Source organism: Kaarinaea lacus (assembly GCF_975902315.1).
The window spans coordinates 1-2648 of the sequence record NZ_CDLKIE010000014.1; the positions used below are offsets into that span (position 1 = coordinate 1).

Below are 2648 nucleotides of genomic sequence, written 5' to 3' on the forward strand. Positions count from 1 at the left end.
AAAACGCTGCCAAAAGCTTTACTGATATCAGTATCGCTAAAGTACCCACCCGATATCCCATGGGATCAGAAAAACATCTTATTTTCGCGGTAACCGGTAAAGAAGTTCCTGCACGTGCCTTGTCAGCGGACATCGGCATGATTGTCCACAATGTGGGCACCGCCTATGCGGTCCATCGCGCTGTTCGTTATAGTCGACCCCTGGTCTCACGTGTTGTAACAGTAAGTGGCGACGCCATTAATGAACCAGCCAATCTCGAAGTGTTATTAGGTACACGTGTGTCCGAATTAATTGAGTATTGTGGAGGCTATAGAGAAACACCGGACAGACTGTTAATGGGTGGCCCGATGATGGGGCAAACCATACCTGACGATGAAGTACCGATCGTTAAAGGCACAGGCGGCATCATCGCGCTCACCAAACAGCAAGTCGCTGAACAGCTTGCCCGGCCCTGTATTCGCTGCGCTAGTTGTGTCGCTGCCTGCCCCTGTGGTTTATTGCCACTCGAAATGGCATCGCGATCCAAAAAAGGCGACTTTGATGGCGCGCTGAATTATGGTTTGATGGATTGCGTATCCTGCGGCTCCTGTGCTTATGTGTGCCCTTCCAATATACCCCTGGTGCAGTATTTCAATTACGCCAAAGGCGCACTGGCCAATAAGCAGCGCGCACAACATAAATCCACTGAAACCAGGCGACTGGCCGAACAACGCATTGCCCGTCTTGAAAGAGAGAAAGAGGCCAAAGCCAAAGCTGCCGCCGAACGGAAAGCCAAAAAAGCGGCCGAGAAAGCAGCGAAACTAAAAGCCGCCAAAGAACAGGAAGGCAAGGAAAAGCAACTCGAGCAAGAATCCTCAATGCAGGAAGCCAAGCAAGAGGTAAGCGCATGAGTTCGCTAACCGCTCATGCGGCGCCTCATACCCACGGCGCAAACTCCGTGAGCCGAATCATGCTGGTCGTTATCCTGGCCTTATTACCCGCCACAGCCTGGGGCATCTATCAGTTTGGATGGCCGGCATTGAACATTCTTGTGTTGTGCATCGCATCAGCGCTTTTGGCCGAGACTGTCTGTCTTCGCATCGCAAAAAAACCAGTTACTATATTTCTGAAAGACAACTCAGCACTGCTTACCGCCTGGTTGCTTGCCATGACACTTCCCCCGTGGACCCCCTGGTGGATAGCTGTCTTTGGTGGAATGTTTGCCATTGTTGTCGGCAAACAAATATTCGGCGGCATCGGGCAAAACGTTTTCAATCCCGCGATGTTAGCGCGCGTGGCACTCCTGGTTTCGTTCCCCGTGGAAATGACATTCTGGGTCGAACCTGCTCCGTTGTTTTCTGCTAACGCACCAAATTTCATAGAAGGACTGTCCATAACATTCCTCGGTGTACCAAGTATGGATGCCGTAAGCAGCGCAACAATAATTGGGCATGTTAAGACAGGCTTCACCCAGGGTCATTCAGTTGTAGAGTCACTTTCCAGTTCAGAATTTGATGTTGTAGCGCATGGAGTTGGAACCATCGCCGGCAGCATGGGCGAAACATCATCATTGTTAATTTTACTGGGCGGCCTGGCACTGATGGCATTGCGCATCATCACCTGGCACATACCCGTTGCGATGCTCGGCGCCGTTGCGCTATGGGCAACGATTTTCAATCTTATCAATCCCGGCCAATACCCTGATGCCCTGTTTCATTTATTCAGCGGCGGATTAATGTTAGGCGCGTTTTTTATTGCTACAGATCTGGTCACCTCTCCCAGCACTCGCCGGGGACAAATCATTTTTGGTGCCGGATGCGGCACACTAGTGTTTGTAATTCGATCCTGGGGAGCATTCCCGGAAGGTGTCGGTTTCGCTGTGTTGTTAATGAACGCTGCTACACCCCTCATTGACCATTACATACGACCAAGAATTTACGGACGCGATCGTAAAGGCGATCCGCTCGCGATAAAAGATAACAGCGAAGAAGGTGCAGCATAATGTACGGCAAAAGAGCTGTTACTAATCCCAGCTATCGTCAACGCACGGCGCACCACGCCATGTTGCTGGGTGGTATGGCCGCAATTACCAGTGCACTGCTGGTCATCGCGAACAAACAAACTTATCCGGATATCGAGTTACGTCGCATCGAAGACATGAAACGTTCACTGGAACAGGTAATTTCACCAGAGTTGCACACCAATGATTTACTGCAAGACGCATTAGAGTTGAAAGTCAAAGATGAAACCAAAACTATCTATGTCGCCAAATCGGAGGACAATAAAGTAGTCGCGGTAGCTTTTAAGTCTTCAGTTAAAGGTTATGCTGGACCCATAGACGTCATGGTCGGTATTAACCGCGATGGCGAGTTACTGGGTACCAGGGTACTTTCGCATTCCGAAACACCTGGACTTGGCGATAAAATCGAACCGGAAAAAGATCCGTGGATATTTAACTTTAATGGTTTGTCGTTAAGCAATCCCGGTGAATCCCAATGGAAAGTAAAAAAAGACGGTGGCTATTTTGACCAGTTTACAGGGGCAACCATCACACCCAGAGCGGTAATTAAAGCGGTAAAGACCAGTTTGGAGATCTTTAAGTCCAAAAAAAGTATCTTGCTAACACAAGAGAAACCAGAAATAGAACCACCGAAAACAAAAACATCATC

The 2648-nt window shown here is 49.2% G+C and carries 3 protein-coding genes; all 3 read left to right on the top strand.

Annotated features, from left to right (window positions below; genetic code table 11):
* Window positions 1–890 (top strand): RnfABCDGE type electron transport complex subunit C (locus tag ACWVCM_RS00250; protein ID WP_455199684.1); only part of this gene is annotated, 890 nt, incomplete at its 5' end.
* Window positions 887–1981 carry an RnfABCDGE type electron transport complex subunit D gene (locus ACWVCM_RS00255; RefSeq protein WP_455199685.1) on the top strand — a complete coding sequence of 365 codons (1095 nt, stop codon included), beginning with the start codon at window positions 887–889 and terminating at the stop codon, window positions 1979–1981. The genes ACWVCM_RS00250 and ACWVCM_RS00255, both read left to right, overlap by 4 nt.
* A partial coding sequence (gene rsxG, locus ACWVCM_RS00260; RefSeq protein ID WP_455199686.1) for an electron transport complex subunit RsxG occupies window positions 1981–2648 on the top strand: 668 nt, incomplete at its 3' end. The genes ACWVCM_RS00255 and rsxG, both read left to right, overlap by 1 nt.

Excerpts from the sequence above, each read along its gene's own strand:
- ACWVCM_RS00255 (WP_455199685.1), top strand. The coding sequence starts at position 887 with ATGAGTTCGCTAACCGCTCATGCGGCGCCTCATACCCACGGCGCAAAC.